The sequence below is a fragment of the Pseudomonas sp. Irchel 3E13 genome, from assembly GCF_900187455.1.
Lineage (GTDB): Bacteria > Pseudomonadota > Gammaproteobacteria > Pseudomonadales > Pseudomonadaceae > Aquipseudomonas.
In genome coordinates this window covers 205,209-222,840 of the sequence record NZ_FYDX01000011.1, presented here as the reverse complement: position 1 = coordinate 222,840, position 17,632 = coordinate 205,209, and the positions used below count along the sequence as shown (strand labels likewise).

The window sequence follows — 17,632 nt, the reverse complement described above, 5'->3', positions numbered from 1 at the left end:
TTATCGGAGAGCGCCTTCATGGCCCAGGAACTCTATACCCGTACCAATCAGAAAATTTTCTTCGCTGGCCTTGCGCTTGAAGGTATGGGCAAGGCTCAGGAGAGTCGGGCCATGAACGCCCAGGCGCTGCTCCAGGCCGAGCGCGAGTCAGCGTTGTTTCACCTCTACGGTGCACTGCTGGGGCTGTGCCATGAAATCGCCGGCTTCTATCGGTTGCCACAGGCCGCCGCGCCACGGGCTGAGGCCTTGCTGACCCCTGAGGTGCTGGAAGCGATCGCCATTCCGGAAATGGCCGAACTGGTGGAACTGGCCCAGCAATCAGAGACCTGGCTGGCACGACTGTTAAAAGCTTATTCCGATTTGTTCAAACCGCCGGTCGCAACAAAAGCCCCGAAAGGCGATGTTACTCAGCCGTTGATTCATGCTGTCAGCCTCGACGCACCCGAGGTGGCACCGCTTTCTCGGGAGGAATTGGAGGAGTGGCGGCAGAATCTGAAGAAGCTTACCGTCCGTTTTCGCGAGGGGTTGAGTGAGTGCTGATCGTAACGGTCACTGTTACAATGCCGGTCTTTCCTGGAGAACATTCCTGATATGCCCACGTCCTTTCTAGAAATTGTCGAGTTGCCTGATGGCCGGATCGAGCTGCGCCGTGCCGAGGACGAGGGTTCGTTGGTAACCCTGAACTTCTCCGAAGATGCCAAGGCGTTCCTGCAGGGCCAGCATGTAGAGGTGGCCAAGGCCATGCTCAGCGTTGGCGTGCAGATGGCAGGTCGTCTGGTGGAAGGTGAGATCGAGCGGGACGAAGGTCCGCGGGTCCTTCATTGATGGTGACCGGGCTTCCTCGCAATGAGGAAGCCGGACTCTCGCGGGTCAATTCAAGTATCAGCCCAAACGAATATTCAGGCTTTGCGCGCTACCGGCGCGTGCGGCACGGGTCAGTTGTTGCCGCGCGGCGGCGCTGACCGGGTTCAGCCAGCTCACCACGGTGTGGCTGCGGCCCAGGCGCAGGGCGTCGCAGGCCAGTTGCATCGCGCTTTGATTGCCGCGTGGTTGCAGGATCAGGATACGTTCGCGGTTGAGCCCGGCTTCGCGCAGCCAGGTCTGCGTCAGGCTGGCGGGCGGGGCGATCAGGGTCAGCCAGCGGGCATCCTGTTCTTCACTCAGCTCACGCAGGATCGGCGCCAGCAGATTCTGGCAGTGCTCCAGCGCACCACGGAAAGACAACTCGCTGAACGCGTCCGGGGTGCTGCTGACGCGTGCGGGCGCTTCGGTTTTCAGCTTCGGCAGGACCGGCTGGGCCAGGAATGCCTCGAACAGGGTTAACTGTACTTGCTGTGGTGCGTGTGGAAACTGCATGACGCCTCCTGATTTATCGGCGAATGACGCCGACACTCAAACCCTCGATCACCAGATCCTGTTCTTTCAGGTTCACCTCGATGGGCGCGAATTCGGGATTCTCCGCAAGCAGCCAGACCTTGCTGCCTTCACGTTTGAAGCGCTTGACCGTCACTTCGTCACCCAGTCGGGCTACGACGATCTGACCATTGCGCGCTTCACGGCAGGTGTGTATGGCCAGCAGGTCGCCGTCGTAAATGCCGACGTCCTTCATGCTCATGCCGTGCACGCGTAGCAGGTAGTCGGCGCGAGGATGGAAGAAGGTGGGGTTGATGGCGCAGGATTCCTCGATGTGTTGCTGGGCGAGGATCGGCGCGCCGGCGGCCACGCGACCGATGATCGGCAGCGAGCTGTCGTCCTGGCTCTGGCGTGCTTCGAAGCCGGGGATGCGAATGCCGCGGGAAGCACCGGGGGTCATTTCGATGGCGCCTTTTCGCGCCAGCGCCTTGAGGTGCTCCTCGGCGGCGTTGGGAGACTTGAAGCCCAGTTCCTGGGCGATTTCAGCCCGGGTAGGGGGGAAGCCGTTGTCTTCCAGGCAGCGCTTGATAAAAGCCAGAATCTCAGCTTGGCGTGGCGTCAGTTTTAGCATGTCGATGGCTCTGTCTTTTTATACAGTGACTGGGATTATATACAGTAGAAGGGCAGCTGCAAGCATCAAGCGGCAAGCGGCAGGAAAAAGCCTGGTGATCTTTGCCTGCCTGGCGTCTGAAGCTGTGATCTAATTGCCCGCCTGACTTGACAGTCACGACCATGAAACGTATGTTTCAAACAACTGTTTGTCAGGTGGATTACCCATGGCCCAATCGGAAACCGTTGAACGCATTCTCGATGCTGCCGAGCAGCTGTTCGCGGAAAAAGGGTTCGCTGAAACGTCGTTGCGGCTGATCACCAGCAAAGCCGGAGTCAATCTGGCCGCGGTCAACTATCACTTTGGTTCGAAGAAGGCGCTGATCCAGGCGGTCTTCTCGCGTTTCCTCGGGCCTTTCTGCCAGAGCCTCGAGCGTGAGCTGGATCGCCGACAGGCGCGTCCGGAGCACAAGCCGAACCTGGAAGAGCTGCTGGAGATGCTGGTGGAGCAGGCGCTGGTGGTGCAGCCACGCAGCGGCAACGACCTGTCCATCTTCATGCGTTTGCTGGGCCTGGCCTTCAGTCAGAGCCAGGGGCACTTGCGGCGTTACCTGGAAGACATGTATGGCAAAGTGTTCCGCCGCTACATGCTGCTGGTCAATGAAGCCGCTCCGCGCATCCCGCCCATCGAGCTGTTCTGGCGCGTGCACTTCATGCTTGGTGCCGCGGCGTTCAGCATGTCGGGGATCAAGGCGCTGCGGGCCATCGCGGAAACCGATTTCGGCATCAACACCTCCATCGAGCAGGTCATGCGCCTGATGGTGCCGTTTCTCGCCGCCGGCATGCGTGCCGACAGCGGTGTCACCGACGAGGCCATGGCTGCCGCGCAACTGCGTCCGCGCAACAAGTCAGGTAGCGCGCCGGCACCGGCCAAGGCCTGATTCGCGACTGGGCGCGACGACTGGCTTCGGCTAAGCTAGCGCCCCATGTCTACTCTCGATCTGCTGCATATTTCCCTCGCTGACCAATGCCTCTACGGGTTCTCCCAAGGCCGTCTGGTCGTGCGTCTGCCGGTGTCCACGGCGCTCAATGGTCCAGGTGAAAACAACGGCTCCGGCTGCACGCCGCGCGGCCTGCATCAGGTGCGCGCGAAGATCGGCGTCGGGCTGCCTCAAGGCGCGGTGCTTCGCGGGCGACGCTGGACCGGCGAAACCTGGACCCCCGACCTGCACGCACAATTTCCCGGGCGCGACTGGATCCTCTCGCGAATTCTCTGGCTCAGTGGCTGCGAGCCCGGCCGCAACCGCCTCGGTGCGGTGGACACCTTCCGTCGTTATATTTACCTGCATGGCACACCTGACACGGAACCCATGGGCGTGCCGCTGTCCCATGGCTGCGTGCGCCTGCGCAATGCCGATCTGGTGAGCCTGTTCGAGCGGGTTCCGGTGCATTGTCCGGTGCAAATAGAAGAAGCCGCCTGCCCGCAGTGGGCCAGCGGCCCCGTCAACTGAAGGATCATTTATGAGTGCCAGCCTGCAAGGCTCCCTGATGGTGGATATCGCCGGTACCTGGCTGACCGCCGAAGACCGCCACCTCCTGCGCCAGCCCGAAGTGGCCGGCCTGATCATTTTTGCGCGCAATATCGACAGCCCGCGCCAGGTGCGCGAGCTGACCGCGTCGATCCGCGCCATTCGCCCTGAGCTGATCCTTGCCGTCGACCAGGAAGGCGGCCGCGTGCAGCGCCTGCGCCAGGGCTTCGTGCGCCTGCCGGCGATGCGTGCAATTGCCGACAATCCCAATGCCGAGTACCTGGCGGAGCAGTGCGGTTGGCTGATGGCCACCGAAGTCCTGGCGGTCGGCCTGGACCTGAGCTTCGCGCCGGTGCTGGACCTCGACCACCAGCGCAGTGCCGTGGTCGGCAGCCGCGCTTTCGAAGGCGATCCTGAGCGGGCGACCGCGCTCGCCGGCGCTTTCATCCGCGGCATGAACGCCGCCGGCATGGCCGCCTGTGGCAAGCACTTCCCCGGCCACGGCTGGGCGGAAGCCGACTCCCATGTGGCTATTCCTACTGACGAGCGCAGCCTGGAGCAGATCCGCGCGGCGGACCTGGTGCCGTTCACCCGTCTGAGCGGCCAACTGGCCGCAGTGATGCCGGCCCACGTGATTTATCCACAGGTCGACAACCAGCCGGCAGGCTTCTCCCGCCGCTGGCTGCAAGACATCCTGCGTGGCGAGTTGGGCTTCGACGGGGTGATTTTCAGCGATGATCTGTCCATGGCTGGCGCCCATGTGGTCGGCGATGCCGCCAGTCGCATCGAGGCCGCGCTGACTGCCGGTTGCGACATGGGTCTGGTGTGCAATGACCGGGCGGCGGCCGAGCTGGCCCTGAGTGCTGCCCAGCGCTTGAAGGTCACGCCATCGCCGCGCATCGCGGCCATGCGCGGCCAGGGCTTTGCCCGTACCGACTACCGCCAGCAGCCGCGCTGGCTGGAAGCGCTGGGCGCCTTGAAACAGGCCCAGTTGGTCGACTGATTGCCGAGCATGCCCGCCGTCGAGAGGCGGCGGGCTGTTGCCTTCATCACTTGGCTTTCTTGCTTTCCGGCAGCGGCGCGAACAGCGCTTCGATATCGTCCGCCGCCAGCTTCCACTGACCCGCCTCATTTCCTTCAAGCAGCCCTGCAGCCAGGGCGGCTTTGTCTTTTTGCAGCTTCTGGATCTTCTCTTCCACGGTTCCGCGGGTGATCAGCTTGTAGACGAACACCGGTTTGTCCTGGCCTATGCGGTAAGCGCGGTCGGTCGCCTGGTTTTCCGTGGCCGGGTTCCACCAGGGGTCGTAGTGAATCACCGTATCGGCCGCGGTCAGGTTCAGCCCGGTGCCGCCGGCTTTCAGGCTGATCAGGAACACGGGCGTTTCGCCGTTCTGGAACTGCTGCACGGGCGTGCGACGGTCCTTGGTGTCGCCGGTCAGCAGGCTGTAGCTCACCTTGCGCTTTTGCAGTTCTTCTTCGATCAACGCCAGCATCGAGGTGAACTGCGAGAACAGCAGGATGCGCCGGCCTTCGTTGAGCAACTCATCGAGCATGTCCATCAGGCTGCCCAGTTTGCCCTTGTCGGACTGCGGACCTTTGACATTGGCGTTGGCCACCAGGCGCAGGTCACAGCACACCTGACGCAGCTTCAGCAGGGCATCAAGGATGACGATCTGGCTGCGCGCCGCACCGCTGCGGGTGATTTCGGCGCGGACCTTGCTGTCCATGGCCACGCGCACCGTTTCATAGGTATCGCGCTGGGCATCGCTGAGGTCGACCCAGTGGATGATCTCGCTCTTGGCCGGCAGTTCCTTGGCCACCTGCTCCTTGGTGCGGCGCAACAGGAACGGACGAATGCGGCCCGCCAGGTGGCTCATGCGTTCGCCGTCGCCATGTTTTTCGATCGGGGTGCGGTAGTCGCGGGCGAAGCGTTTGCTGTCGCCCAGCCAGCCCGGCATCAGGAAGTGGAAGATCGACCAAAGTTCGCCGAGGTTGTTTTCCATGGGCGTGCCGGTCAGGCACAGGCGCTGGGTGGCCTTTAGCTCGCGCGCGGCTTGTGCGGCCTTGCTGGTGGCGTTCTTGATGTTCTGCGCTTCATCGAGGATCACCAGGTGCCAGTCGATCGGGGTGAAGTGCTCCAGGTCCCGGGGCAGCAGCGCGTAGGTGCTGAGTACCAGGTCGTAGTCCTTCAGATTGGCGAAGTGCTTGGTGCGGCCCGGCCCGTGCAGGGCGATCACGCGCAGTTGCGGGGTGAAGCGCTCGGCTTCGTCCAGCCAGTTCGGGATCAGGCTGGTGGGCATGACGGCAAGTGCCGGACTCTGCAGGCGGCCGGCGTTCTTTTCCGTCAGCACATGGCTGAGGGTCTGCAGGGTCTTGCCCAGGCCCATGTCGTCGCCAAGCAGGCCGCCGATGTCCAGGCTGCGCAGTGTTTGCAGCCAGCTGAGGCCTTCCAGTTGATAGGGGCGCAGCGTGGCATTGAGGCCTTCCGGTGCCTGGACTTCGGTGTACTGGGCGCTTTTAAGGCGCGTCGCGAAGTCGCGTACACGTTCGCCGCCGAGCCAGGTGAGGGGCACCTCGTCCAGGTTGCTCAGGCGCGCCGCATCCGGTGCGGCAAGGCGCAGTGAGCGGCCATCATTTTCGGTCAGGTACAGCTCGCCCAAGGTGGCCATCAGCGGCTTGATGCGCGCGTAGGGCAGGGCGACGCGGGCTGCGGCGCTGCCATGGCGGTGGCGATTCAGGTCGATCAGCAGGTGTTCGTCGTCACCGCGTCTGGCCAGTTCGCCGGACCGAAGCAGTTCGGGGTTGCTGCGCAGCAGGTGCAGGAGGATCGGCAGAAGGCTGTGACGCTCGCCGTTGACGACGATGCCCAGTTCCAGGTCGAACCACTGTTGGCTGGGATTTTCCTCGATATCGGCGTACCAGTCGTCGACCTCCTGCAGGATGAACGCGAAGTCATCGTGGATCTCGAGTTCCCAGCCGGCCTCGCGCAACGCCGGGATGCCCTCGCGGGCGAATGCCAGCCACTGCTGGTCGGTGTCGAGCAGGAGCAGTTCCCCGGCAGTCTCCGGCAGCGCCTTGCTTTGCCGGGTGGCGACCTTGAAGCCCCAGCGTTGCAGGGTTTTCCTGAACACCTGTTCGGCCTGTGTGTCGCGCTGAATATGTTGGGTGGTGCTGCCGACCAGGCGGGTCGGGGATTTTCCGTCGGTGCCGCTGGCGCGGACGCCGTCATAGTTGAAAGAGAGCGCGGCGCGGTGTTGCAGTTGCCGTTGCATGCGCCCGGTTTTCGGGGCGTAGGCGCTGAATTCGTGGCTGCCCAGGATCAGGTGGGCAGCGGGGCTTAGATGGTCGATTGTTTCTTCCTGCAATTTTGTCGGGGTCGGGACCTGTTGATTCAGCGCGCTCAGGCGGTGGCTGAGCTGTGCCACCAGCGGCTCCGGAACGTCCGGGGCGCGGGTCAGTTGCAGGGCGACGTATGGGTCCAGGTCGTGCTGGAGCAGGCCGGCCTGCAAGGTCAATCCGCTCAAGTAATACAGCGGCTGGAAGGGGAGTGTCATGCCTACCGGCTCCTCGCCGTCATACCAGTCGCCGCGGTAGTTGCCGTTGTTCATGCGTACCCAGCGAAACTCGCCGTGCCGGGAAGGGCCGGGCTGCACGGGAGGCATGTCCTCGTCGATCATCAGTCGGCCGGTGTCCAAGGCTTGCTGGAACAGTTCGCCGTCATGTGGGTCGTCTAGCGGGAAGCTCATCTGGTAACTGCCGGGCTTGCGGTTGAGCCGCAGAAGAATCTCGCGGTCCTCGGGCATCACATACTTCGGCGGTTCGTACAGCAGGTCATAGATCGAGTGCAGCCGGGCAACCTGGATGCGGCCATCGGGTTGGCGCGTGCCCTTCTTCACATTGAGGAAGGGTGTACCGTTTTCGAGGCGGATGAAGTAGTAGACACCGCGACCTTGCCGGTCCGGTTTGGCCGCGCCGCTGTCTGCGCGAGGCTTCTCGAGGCCGTCCAGCCAGGTTTGCAGGTCGCTGGGCATTTCCTGCCCTGTGCCGGCCGTGAGCTTTTGCTGGGCATGGAACAACACGGCGGCGCAGTGCTTGCAACTCTGGCTGACCGGGCACGAGCAGCGGCAGGTAAGCCCGGGACGTCCCGCGCGAGTGAAGGCGGAAATGGTCTGCTGGTAACGATTGCCGCCTGAGCCTGCGCAGGTGGCGAGGATTATGTCGCCGCCGTTGCTCTTGATGCTGACACGCTGATCTTCTGCATAACGTAGTCCTCGACTCAGGGCGTTGTGGCTGAATCCCTCTTTCCACTTGCCGTCGGCAAGCAGCGAATCGAGCGGCCCCGGCATTCCGTTACTGCTCCATCAGTGCAGGGTCGGGCGCTGCGTTGGCGGGAGTACCGGCCTTGCGAATCTTCAACACCAGCGCCAGGTGTCCGCCATCGAGGTAGGTCAGCTCGGCGTTCTTGACGTTGCTGTTGCTTTGCTTGAACTGCTCGCTCTGAAGCACGCCGCCATTGGCGTCGAACTGGTTGACCCACAGAGTGGCTTCGACGCCGATGAAGCGGCCTTCGCTCACGCTCAGGTTGCCCTCGATGGGGAAGTGGCCGAACTGTTCCTGGCCATCGCTGAAGGCGATTTTCGAGCCTTCGGCGCCGACGTTCTGCTGCCAGGCCTTGTGCAGCAGCACGCTGTACTGGCTGTCGGCGGCAAGGCGCTCGGCCTGCTCGGTGAGGAGCGGCTGGCGAATGTCGTAGTCGGCGACCGGCTTGGCGCCATCGCTCCAGTTTTCCGGGGCGAACTGGCTGGTGACGGCAGGCACGGCGTTCTGCCGCACCAGGATCATCTCGATCAGGTATTGGGTGTCGGCAAAGGCTGCTGGCGAGCACAACGCCAGCAGCAGGCTCAGGTTACGAATGGCGCGCATGGATCTTCCTTCAAGCGGTTTTCGGTGTCAGGCGCTCGAACAGCGCTTCCAGTGTGGTGAATCGTTCATCGGCGCGCTCCATGGGCACCATGAACTTGAATTGCGTGGCGCCTTCGAACTTGTAGCGCTTGGGCTGACCCTGGATCAGTTTGATCAGCACCAGCGGATCGACCGGTGTCTCGGCCTCGAACTCGATCTTGCCGCCATTGGGGCCGGCATCGACTTTCTTGATGCCGAGCTTTTCCGCCTGCAACTTGAGCAGGGTCAGGCGTACCAGGTTCTTGGTCGGCTCGGGCAACAGGCCGAAGCGGTCGATCATCTCCACTTGCAGGTCCTTGAGACCTTCCTCGTCCACCGCCGAGGCGATGCGCTTGTACAGGATCAGGCGGGCATGGACGTCGGGCAGGTAATCCTCGGGAATCAGTGCCGGCAACCGCAGGTTGATTTCCGGCCCGCCGCCCAGCGGCTGGTCGAGGTTCGGCTGGGTGCCCTTGCGGATGGCCTTGACCGCGCGTTCAAGCATTTCCATGTACAGGGTGAACCCGACGGCCTGGATCTGCCCGCTCTGGCCTTCGCCGAGCAGCTCGCCGGCGCCGCGGATCTCCAGGTCGTTGGTCGCCAGGACGAAACCGGCCCCCAGGTCCTGGGTGTTGGCGATGGCTTCCAGGCGTTTTTCCGCGTCGGCGCTGATCTGCTGGCGCGGCGGTGTCAGCAGGTAGGCGTAGGCCTGGTGGTGACTGCGTCCGACCCGGCCGCGCAACTGGTGCAACTGGGCCAGGCCGAACTTGTCGGCGCGCTCGATGACGATGGTGTTGGCGCTCGGCACGTCGATGCCGGTCTCGATGATGGTCGAGGCGATCAGCACGTTGAAGCGCTTGTGGTAGAAGTCGCTCATCACCTGTTCGAGTTCACGTTCGCGCATCTGCCCGTGGCCGATACCGATGCGCGCCTCAGGCACCAGCTCGGCGAGGTCGGCGGCGCATTTTTCGATGCTCTTCACGTCGTTGTGCAGGTAGTAGACCTGGCCGCCGCGCAACAGCTCGCGCAGCAGCGCCTCCTTGATGGTGCTTTTGTTCTGCTCCATGACGAAGGTGCGCACCGACAGGCGCCGCGCCGGCGGGGTGGCGATGATCGACAGGTCGCGCATGCCCGACACCGCCATGTTCAGCGTGCGCGGGATCGGCGTGGCTGTCAGGGTGAGGATGTCGACTTCGCTGCGCAGGGCTTTGAGCTGCTCTTTCTGGCGCACGCCGAAGCGGTGCTCTTCGTCGATGATGACCAGGCCCAGGTCTTTGAACTTGACGTCGTCCTGCAGCAGCTTGTGGGTGCCGATGACGATGTCGATCTTGCCCTCGGCCAGTTCGGCCATGGCGCTGCTGATTTCCTTGGCCGATTTGAAGCGGCTCATCACTTCCACGCTCACCGGCCAGTCGGCGAAGCGGTCGCGGAAGCTGTTGTAGTGCTGCTGGGCGAGCAGGGTGGTCGGCACCAGGATCGCCACCTGACGGCCGCTGTGCACGGCGATGAACGCCGCGCGCATCGCCACTTCGGTCTTGCCGAAGCCGACGTCGCCGCAGACCAGGCGGTCCATCGGCTTGGCGGCGAGCATGTCTTCGCGCACGGCTTCGATGGCGGACTGTTGGTCCGGGGTTTCCTCGAAGGGGAAACCGGCGCTGAAGGTGGCGTAGTCGGCGGCCGGGTCGGCGAAGGCGTAGCCTTTGCGCGCGGCACGGCGGGCGTAGATGTCGAGCAGTTCGGCAGCCACGTCACGGACCTGTTCGGCGGCCTTGCGCTTGGCTTTCTGCCAGGTCTCGGAGCCGAGCCGGTGCAGCGGCGCCAGGGCATCGTCGCTGCCGGTGTAGCGGGCGATCAGGTGCAGGTTGGCGACGGGTACATAGAGCTTGGCGCCCTCGGCGTATTCGAGGGTGAGGAACTCGGCGACCTGGCTGTCGATTTCCAGCGTCGCCAGGCCCAGGTAGCGGCCGACGCCGTGGTCGATATGCACCACCGGCGCGCCTTCGCGCAGCTCGGTGAGGTTCTTGATGACCGCGTCGTTGTTGACGTCGCTGCGCTTTTCCCGGCGCCGGCGCTGCATGACGCGCTGGCCGAACAGCGGGCTTTCGGCGACCAGCGCCACGGCCGGGTCGTCGAGTACCAGGCCATCGTCCAGCGGCGCGATGGTGATCGCCAGGCGGTCCTTGCCGGTGACGAAGTCTTCCCAGCCTTCCACGGTCTGCGGACGCAGCTTCAGGCGTTCGAGCAGCTCCAGCAGCACTTCACGGCGGCCCGCCGACTCGGCGGTGAACAGCACCCGGCCGGGGAAATCATCGAGGAACGCCGACAGCGCGGCCAGCGGCTGGCTGGCCTTGGCTTCGATGGCCAGGTTCGGCAGCTTGCGCGCGGGGAAGCGCTCACGGCCGCCACCGCCCTCGATGTCGTCCGGGCTGGCGACGATGCGCGGCCAGCCTTTGAGCCGGGCGAAGCAGTCTTCCACCGGCAGGAACAGCTCGGCGGGTGGCAGCAGCGGGCGGGTCGGGTCGATGCGGCGCTCTTCATAGCGGCCACGCACATCGTTCCAGAAGTGTTCGGCGGCCTGTTCCACGCCCGGCAGGGAAAACACCTGGGTGTCCTGGGGCAGGTAGTCGAACAGGGTCGAGGTTTCGTCGAAAAACAGCGGCAGGTAGTACTCGATGCCGGCGGGGATGATCCCGCTGGTCAGGTCCTGGAAGATCGCACTGCGGCGGAAATCGACGTCGAAGCGCTCGCGAAAGCGCGCCTTGAAGCGGGTGACGGCGTCCTTCTGCAGCGGGAATTCCCGCGCGGGCAGCAGGCGCACCGATTCGACCTTGTCGATGGAGCGCTGGGTTTCCGGGTCGAAGGTGCGCAGGGTTTCGATTTCATCGTCGAACAGGTCGATCCGGTATGGCAGCTTGCTGCCCATCGGGAACAGGTCGATCAAGGCGCCGCGAACGGCGAATTCACCGTGCTCGTAGACCGTGTCGACGCAGCGGTAGCCGCTGGCTTCCAGGCGCGTGCGCATTTGCTCGACGTCGAGCTTCTGGCCGATGTCCAGCACCAGGCTGCTGCCCAGCAGGAAGCGGGTTGGCGCCAGGCGATGGAGGGCGGTGGTGATCGGCACCACGAGAATGCCGTGGTCCAGCTCCGGCAGCCGGTACAGGCTGGCGATCCGTTGCGAAATGATGTCCTGGTGCGGCGAGAACAGGTCGTAGGGCAGGGTTTCCCAGTCGGGGAACGGCAATACCGCCAGTTCAGGCGCGAAGAAACGCAGCTCCTGCTCCAGCCGGTCAGCGCTCTGGCTGTCGGCGGTCAGCAGCAGGGTGAAGCGTTTGGCGGCACTGGCAGCTTCGGCGATGGCCAGGCTGAGTGCGGCGCCGGGCAGGTTGCCCCAGGTTTGTTTGCCGGCAGTGGCCGGAAGGTGCGGTAGACGCAGAACAGGCACGGGAGGTCGAGCTCCAAGCGTTGCGACAAAGAGGCCGATTGTAACGGGCCAATGCCCGTGCTGTCAGGCGTGCAGCGGGCAAAATCCTTTCAGGTGGGACTGTCGACAGGCGCTCATTGCTCGAAGCGATATGCGGCGTCATAATGTAGCCCCTTTTTTCTGTCCCTACATGTGGAAGGTTCCCGTGACTCAGAAGCCCGACCAGTGTCTTGGTGAGTGGATCGATCGTGAAGCGCTTGCAGAAGCGATGATCCCGCTTATCGGTCAGCTCTACCGCAATAACAACGTGGTGAGCTCGATCTATGGCCGTAGCCTGATCAACCGTTCGGTGATCGCGATCCTCAAGGCTCACCGCTTTGCTCGCCATCGCCAGACTGACGAAACCGAACTGTCCGTCCACGAGACATTCCCCCTGCTCAAGGCCATGAGCGAGCTGAAACTGGGCGCTGCCTCGGTTGACCTCGGCAAGCTGGCCAACAAGTTCAAGCTGGAAGGCAATGGCCGTAGCGCCGAGCAGTTCGTTCGCGAAGAACTGGCTGAAGTCGTCGGTCAGCAGAACGCTTCCGCACGCAAAGGCACCGACGTTGTCCTGTACGGCTTCGGTCGCATCGGCCGCCTGTTGGCGCGCATCCTGATCGAGAAAACCGGTGGCGGCGACGGCCTGCGCCTGCGGGCCATCGTTGTGCGCAAAGGCGCCGAGAACGATCTGGTCAAGCGTGCCAGCCTGCTGCGCCGTGACTCGGTTCACGGTCCGTTCGATGGCACCATCACCATCGACGAAGAAAACAACACCATCACCGCCAACGGCAACCTGATCCAGGTGATCTATGCCAAGAGCCCGAGTGAAGTCGACTACACCCAGTACGGCATCAACAATGCCCTGATCGTCGACAACACCGGTGTATGGCGTGACGCCGACGGCCTGGGCCAGCACCTGGCCTGCCCGGGCGCTGCCCGTGTGATCCTCACCGCACCTGGCAAGGGCGCGCTGAAGAACATCGTTCACGGCATCAACCACGGCGAAATCACCGCCGACGACAAGATCATCTCCGCCGCTTCCTGCACCACCAACGCCATCGTGCCGGTGCTGAAAGCCGTGAATGACAAGTACGGCATCATCAACGGCCACGTCGAAACCGTTCACTCGTTCACCAACGACCAGAACCTGATCGACAACTTCCACAAGGGCAGCCGTCGTGGCCGCGCCGCGCCGCTGAACATGGTGATCACCGAGACTGGCGCTGCTACCGCCGCCGCCAAGGCTCTGCCTGTCCTGAAGGGCAAGCTGACCGGCAACGCCATCCGCGTTCCGACGCCGAACGTCTCCATGGCCATCCTGAACCTGAACCTGGAAAAGGCGACCTCGCGCGACGAGATCAACGAGTACCTGCGTCAGACCGCCATGCACTCGGAACTGCACAAGCAGATCGACTACGTGAGCTCCCAGGAAGTGGTCTCCACCGACTTCGTCGGCTCCCGCCACGCGGGTGTGGTCGACGCCGAAGCGACCATCTGCAACGACAGCCGCGTTGTTCTGTACGTCTGGTACGACAACGAGTTCGGTTACAGCTGCCAGGTAGTGCGCGTGATGGAAGACATGGCTGGTGTGAACCCGCCTGCATTCCCACGCTAAGCTTCTTGGTGTGTTGAAAAGAACGGGAACCTACGGGTTCCCGTTTTTTTTGAGCGTTGTGAAGCCGGCCGAGTAAGGAGGAGCGTTTTGAAAGCAGCCTTGGGCACCCTCTGTGCTTTGTTGATGTTGGCCGGCTGCGAAAAGGACGACCCGGTCGAGCGCATCAGCGGCCCCACCATGGGCAGCAGCTACACCGTGCAGTACGTGCGGCCCGCCGAGGGGCCGGATGCGGAGCAGGTGCAGCGCGAGATCGAGGGCATTCTCGCGAGCATCGACCAGCAGTTTTCCACCTACCGTAGCGATTCCATGGTCGCGCGCTTCAATCGTCTGCCCGCAGGCAGCTGTCAGGTCATGCCGGAAGGTGTGCTCAAGCTGGTGCAACTGGGTGACACGCTGTGGCGCGAAAGTGGTGGGGCCTTCGACCTGAGTGTCGAGCCGCTGCTGGACCTGTGGGGGTTCGGTCCCCAGGCGCGGGAGGAAAAGATCCCCGATCCGAACCGGCTGGCAGAGGTGCGCCAGCGTATTGGCCAGGGCCATCTGCGCATCGACGGCGAGCAGTTGTGCAAGGACATCGCCCTGGAGCTGGACTTCAACAGCATCGCCGCCGGCTACAGTGTTGATCTGATCGTCGAGCGCCTGCGCGCCCTGGGCATCAACAATATGCTGGTGGAGGTCACGGGCGAGCTCAAGGCCGTGGGGCACAAGCCTGACGACAGTCCCTGGCGGGTCGCTCTGGAACTGCCGCGCGAAGACCGCCAGATTGCCCAGCAGGTGCTCAGTATCGACGGCCTTGGTGTGTCGACGTCGGGTGACTACCGCAACTATTTCGAGGAGAATGGCCAGCGTTTTTCCCACACCTTCGACGCCCGTCTTGGCCGGCCGGTCGCGCATGCGCTGGCGGCGGTGACGGTGTTCGATCCCTCCGCGCTGGTGGCTGACGGTTATTCCACGCTGTTGCTGATACTGGGCCCGGAGCAGGGCTGGGAGTTTGCCGTGGCACAGGACCTCGCCGCCGTATTTGTGGTGCGGGCCGAGGCGGGGTTCATTGCCCGTGTGACCCCGGCATTCGAGCGAATCGTCGGAACGGGCGACGCAACGAACGAGAAATGAATGTCTTGCATGTAGTGCAGAGAAAAATAGCCTACGACGCGACCAAGGGTTAATGTGCGCGCCGTTCAAGCTTGATTAGACTGCACCCGAATTTTTTCATGGCGCCCCCCGAGGCGTCATGATCGAAGCCCCGGCCGCTGACGTGGCGCCCGGGCCTGTTCTGAAGGAGTACGCATGGCTGTCTACAACTACGACGTAGTGGTGCTGGGTTCCGGCCCCGCAGGAGAAGGGGCGGCAATGAATGCCGCCAAAGCAGGACGCAAGGTAGCGATGGTCGATAGCCGTCGTCAGGTCGGCGGCAACTGCACCCATCTGGGCACCATCCCGTCCAAGGCCCTGCGTCACTCGGTGCGCCAGATCATGCAGTTCAACACCAACCCGATGTTCCGGGCCATTGGTGAGCCGCGCTGGTTCTCGTTCCCTGACGTGCTGAAAAGCGCGGAAAAGGTGATCTCCAAGCAGGTCGCTTCGCGTACCGGCTACTACGCCCGCAACCGCGTCGACGTGTTCGTCGGCACCGGCAGCTTCGCCGACGAGCAGACCATCGAAGTGGTCTGCGCCAACGGTGTGGTCGAGAAGCTGGTGGCCAAGCACATCATCATCGCCACTGGCTCGCGTCCTTATCGCCCGGCCGATATCGATTTCCACCACCCGCGTATCTACGATAGCGACACCATCCTCAGCCTCGGCCACACCCCGCGCAAACTGATCGTCTACGGCGCTGGTGTGATCGGCTGCGAATACGCGTCGATCTTCAGCGGTCTCGGCGTGTTGGTGGAACTGGTGGACAACCGTGGCCAGTTGCTCAGCTTCCTGGACTCGGAAATCTCCCAGGCCCTGAGCTACCACTTCAGCAACAACAACATCACTGTTCGCCACAACGAAGACTACGAGCGTGTCGAAGGCCTGGACAACGGTGTGATCCTGCACCTGAAATCGGGCAAGAAGATCAAGGCCGACGCCTTGCTCTGGTGCAACGGCCGTACCGGCAACACCGACCGCCTGGGCCTGGAAAACATCGGCATCAAGGTCAACAGCCGTGGCCAGATCGAAGTCGACGAAGCCTACCGGACCCAGGTGCCGAACATCTATGGCGCCGGTGACGTGATCGGCTGGCCAAGCCTGGCCAGTGCTGCCCACGACCAGGGTCGCTCGGCGGCCGGCAGCATCGTCGACAACGGTAGCTGGCGCTTCGTCAACGACGTGCCGACCGGGATCTACACCATTCCGGAGATCAGCTCGATCGGCAAGAACGAGCAGGAGCTGACCCAGGCCAAGGTGCCTTACGAAGTCGGCAAGGCGTTCTTCAAGAGCATGGCGCGTGCGCAGATCGCCGGCGAGCCGCAAGGCATGCTGAAGATCCTGTTCCACCGCGAAACCCTGGAAATCCTCGGCGTGCACTGCTTCGGCTACCAGGCGTCGGAGATCGTCCACATCGGCCAGGCCATCATGGACCAGCCGGGTGAGCGCAATACGCTGAAGTACTTCGTCAACACCACCTTCAACTACCCGACCATGGCCGAGGCCTATCGGGTGGCTGCGTACGACGGCCTCAACCGGCTTTTTTGAGCGGCTCCGGCCGGTGGCCTGAGCCGGCCGGGGAGACCGATTTCAGCGATTCTCGAGGGTGGCAGTGGCCAAACCGGGAAAGTCTGTAATCAGGCTGTCTACGCCGAAGTCAGCGAGCCGACGCATCAGCGCCGGTTCGTTGACCGTCCACACCGACACATGCAGCCCCTGGCGCTGGGCCTTGGCCAGGCGTTCGGGGCTGCAGTGCGTCCAGTTCAGTGCCAGCAATTCACAGCCATAGTTCTGCGCGACCTTCAGTGGGTCGAGCCAGGTGTATTCCGCTACCAGTCCACGTGAGATGTCCGGCGTCAGTTCCAGGGCAGCGGCGAGCACTTCCCGCGAGCTGGAGGTGATGGTCACCTTGTCGAGCAGGCCGAAGCGCTGGGCCATTTCCCGGATGGCCAGGACCGTGGTGGCGGCGCGGGTGCGCGAGGCGCTCTTGACCTCCAGTTGCCAGTGCTCGAACGGGCATTTCTCGAACAACTCTTCCAGGCGCGGGATCGGGCACGGCTGCACCCAGCCCGGACCACCGTTGCGTGCGTCGTAGGTCACAAGCTCCGCAGCGCTGTGCTCCACCACCTTGCCGCGACGGCCGGTGGTGCGCTTGAGGGTAGGATCGTGGATCACCATCAGTTCGTTGTCGGCTGACAGGTGCAGATCGAGTTCGCAACGCCGCACGCCGTGTTTCAGGCACTGCTGGAAGCTGGTCAGGGTGTTTTCGGGGGCTTCGCCCTTGGCGCCACGATGGCCGTAAATCTGGGTCACGTTTGTTCCTTCAAGAAAGACTGAAGCTCAGGAGGCTGCCGGGCCGTTCTGTTCCAGGGCCTGGCGGCGCTGTTGCGCCTGCCGTTGCAGGATGTAGCGCGCCAGCAGTTGACGCTGGGCGTCACTGATATCGACGAATTCGGTACCGATCTCGTAATGGCCGTCGGCCTTCTTGTCACAGTGCGTGACTTTCGCTCGCAACAGCAAGCCCGAGGCCCGCGGCATCAGCACCATTTTCAGTGCCACGCGGCTGCCGGGCGTGAACGCGCTGGCGTGCGTGAACTCGACACCGCCTTCGGACAGGATGACCGGCTGCGGCGCGCCAATCTCGCCGATCAGGGTCTGTGCCACCACTGCACTGAGCAGGTCGATGCGTTTGTTCTGGGCCTTGAGGAAGGCCGCCAGGGTGCGATCCTTTTCGCTGAGCTGGCGTAGCAGGTGCTGGGATTCGAACTCGCTGAGGTGCAGTTCGCTAAGCAGATTGAACAGCGGTGAATCATCCTGCAACAAGTCTGTGCCAAGGGCTTCAGCCGCGCTCAGCGGGGTAATTTCCAGTGCGATCCGGTCCTCGATACGGTAGTATTCGCGGCGATCTTCTTCATCTATTGTCGACATGGCGAACCCATGGTAGCGGCGGTGGTCTGAGTGTAAATCCGCCGTCCTGGCCCCGCCACAAGGACG

Annotated in this window: 15 protein-coding genes; 8 read left to right on the top strand and 7 right to left on the bottom strand. The window is 63.2% G+C overall.

The genetic code is table 11. The annotated features are described in order from the left end of the window. The first annotated feature begins 18 nt into the window (after positions 1-18). A complete protein-coding gene (locus CKW37_RS20710) occupies positions 19-540 on the top strand; it encodes a DUF6586 family protein (RefSeq protein ID WP_095157937.1) in 522 nt (173 codons plus the stop codon). A gap of 51 nt (positions 541-591) precedes the next feature. Continuing rightward, a complete protein-coding gene (locus CKW37_RS20705) occupies positions 592-825 on the top strand; it encodes a hypothetical protein (protein ID WP_095157935.1) in 234 nt (77 codons plus the stop codon). A 57-nt stretch (positions 826-882) separates the two neighbouring features. On the opposite strand, the gene sulA is transcribed toward CKW37_RS20705, so the two are convergent. Continuing rightward, on the bottom strand, positions 883-1,356 hold the full coding sequence (gene sulA, locus CKW37_RS20700) for an SOS-induced cell division inhibitor SulA (protein WP_095157933.1): 474 nt from the start codon (positions 1,354-1,356) through the stop codon (positions 883-885). A 13-nt stretch (positions 1,357-1,369) separates the two neighbouring features. After that, entirely contained in the window at positions 1,370-1,984 is a 615-nt protein-coding gene (lexA, locus tag CKW37_RS20695) for a transcriptional repressor LexA (RefSeq protein WP_095157931.1), read from the bottom strand. A 205-nt stretch (positions 1,985-2,189) separates the two neighbouring features. On the opposite strand from lexA, the gene CKW37_RS20690 reads away from it, so the two are divergent. Genes CKW37_RS20690 through nagZ form a run of 3 tightly spaced genes read left to right on the top strand, consistent with a single transcriptional unit; the run spans position 2,190 to position 4,494 of the window. After that, positions 2,190-2,903 carry a TetR/AcrR family transcriptional regulator gene (locus CKW37_RS20690; protein WP_095157929.1) on the top strand — a complete coding sequence of 238 codons (714 nt, stop codon included), beginning with the start codon at positions 2,190-2,192 and terminating at the stop codon, positions 2,901-2,903. Positions 2,904-2,948: 45 nt separating this feature from the next. Then, entirely contained in the window at positions 2,949-3,473 is a 525-nt protein-coding gene (locus CKW37_RS20685) for a L,D-transpeptidase (RefSeq protein WP_095157927.1), read from the top strand. Positions 3,474-3,495: 22 nt separating this feature from the next. Next, a complete protein-coding gene (nagZ, locus tag CKW37_RS20680; protein ID WP_175653864.1) occupies positions 3,496-4,494 on the top strand; it encodes a beta-N-acetylhexosaminidase in 999 nt (332 codons plus the stop codon). A gap of 46 nt (positions 4,495-4,540) precedes the next feature. On the opposite strand, the gene CKW37_RS20675 is transcribed toward nagZ, so the two are convergent. From CKW37_RS20675 to mfd, 3 genes are read right to left on the bottom strand one after another with little or no spacing between them, the layout of a single operon-like run. Further along, on the bottom strand, positions 4,541-7,837 hold the full coding sequence (locus CKW37_RS20675; RefSeq protein ID WP_095157923.1) for a DEAD/DEAH box helicase: 3,297 nt from the start codon (positions 7,835-7,837) through the stop codon (positions 4,541-4,543). A gap of 4 nt (positions 7,838-7,841) precedes the next feature. Next, positions 7,842-8,414, bottom strand: coding sequence for a CsiV family protein (locus CKW37_RS20670; RefSeq protein ID WP_095157921.1), 573 nt, complete (start codon positions 8,412-8,414; stop codon positions 7,842-7,844). A gap of 10 nt (positions 8,415-8,424) precedes the next feature. Then, on the bottom strand, positions 8,425-11,874 hold the full coding sequence (gene mfd, locus CKW37_RS20665) for a transcription-repair coupling factor (protein WP_095157919.1): 3,450 nt from the start codon (positions 11,872-11,874) through the stop codon (positions 8,425-8,427). Positions 11,875-12,043: 169 nt separating this feature from the next. On the opposite strand from mfd, the gene CKW37_RS20660 reads away from it, so the two are divergent. From CKW37_RS20660 to sthA, 3 genes are all read left to right on the top strand, one after another. Then, positions 12,044-13,507, top strand: a complete 1,464-nt coding sequence (locus CKW37_RS20660) for a glyceraldehyde-3-phosphate dehydrogenase (protein WP_095157917.1) — start codon at positions 12,044-12,046, stop codon at positions 13,505-13,507. A gap of 87 nt (positions 13,508-13,594) precedes the next feature. After that, positions 13,595-14,617 carry an FAD:protein FMN transferase gene (locus tag CKW37_RS20655; protein ID WP_095157915.1) on the top strand — a complete coding sequence of 341 codons (1,023 nt, stop codon included), beginning with the start codon at positions 13,595-13,597 and terminating at the stop codon, positions 14,615-14,617. 174 nt (positions 14,618-14,791) lie between these two features. Then, positions 14,792-16,186: a Si-specific NAD(P)(+) transhydrogenase gene (gene sthA / locus CKW37_RS20650; RefSeq protein WP_095157913.1), complete on the top strand. Its 1,395-nt coding sequence runs from the start codon at positions 14,792-14,794 to the stop codon at positions 16,184-16,186. Positions 16,187-16,228: 42 nt separating this feature from the next. Here the strand turns inward: sthA and CKW37_RS20645 are convergent, their stop codons facing one another. Together CKW37_RS20645 and CKW37_RS20640 are read right to left on the bottom strand one after the other, a co-directional pair. After that, entirely contained in the window at positions 16,229-16,951 is a 723-nt protein-coding gene (locus CKW37_RS20645) for a glycerophosphodiester phosphodiesterase family protein (RefSeq protein WP_095157911.1), read from the bottom strand. A 27-nt stretch (positions 16,952-16,978) separates the two neighbouring features. Then, positions 16,979-17,566 carry a PilZ domain-containing protein gene (locus tag CKW37_RS20640; RefSeq protein WP_095157909.1) on the bottom strand — a complete coding sequence of 196 codons (588 nt, stop codon included), beginning with the start codon at positions 17,564-17,566 and terminating at the stop codon, positions 16,979-16,981. Between the last annotated feature and the right edge of the window lie 66 nt (positions 17,567-17,632).